We start from the raw sequence: 273 nt of genomic DNA, 5'->3' as shown, positions 1-273 counted from the left end.
CTCAACGCTTCGGATAACTTCCTGTTATCCGAAACATATCACTCACTTTGGTGATTTCACCGTAACTGTCTATAATTAATGAGGCGGTGGTTAACACTACCGCTTCGTTGTCTGGACAATCGTTCCTTTGTAATAGGTCCGAATCACAATGGAAGGTTCAAGAATGAAATACCGCATCGCTTTAGCTGTTTCTCTTTTTGCTCTTAGTCCTGGTAGTTATGCCACTACCCTGTGTCAGGAAAAGGAGCAAAATATCCTTAAGGAGATCAGCTA

1 pseudogene is annotated in these 273 nt (G+C 42.1%); it reads left to right on the top strand.

From position 1 onward, the window contains the following. Positions 1–163: 163 nt before the first annotated feature. Positions 164–273 (top strand): annotated as a pseudogene (yqjC, locus tag FN960_RS24055) (DUF1090 family protein YqjC); the annotation flags it as partial.

Source organism: Alkalicoccobacillus porphyridii (genome assembly GCF_007293315.1).
GTDB classification, from domain to species: Bacteria; Bacillota; Bacilli; order Bacillales; family Bacillaceae_D; genus Alkalicoccobacillus; species Alkalicoccobacillus porphyridii.
The sequence above is the reverse complement of the archived record's forward strand: the minus strand, read 5'-3'. Positions and strand labels throughout refer to the sequence as shown.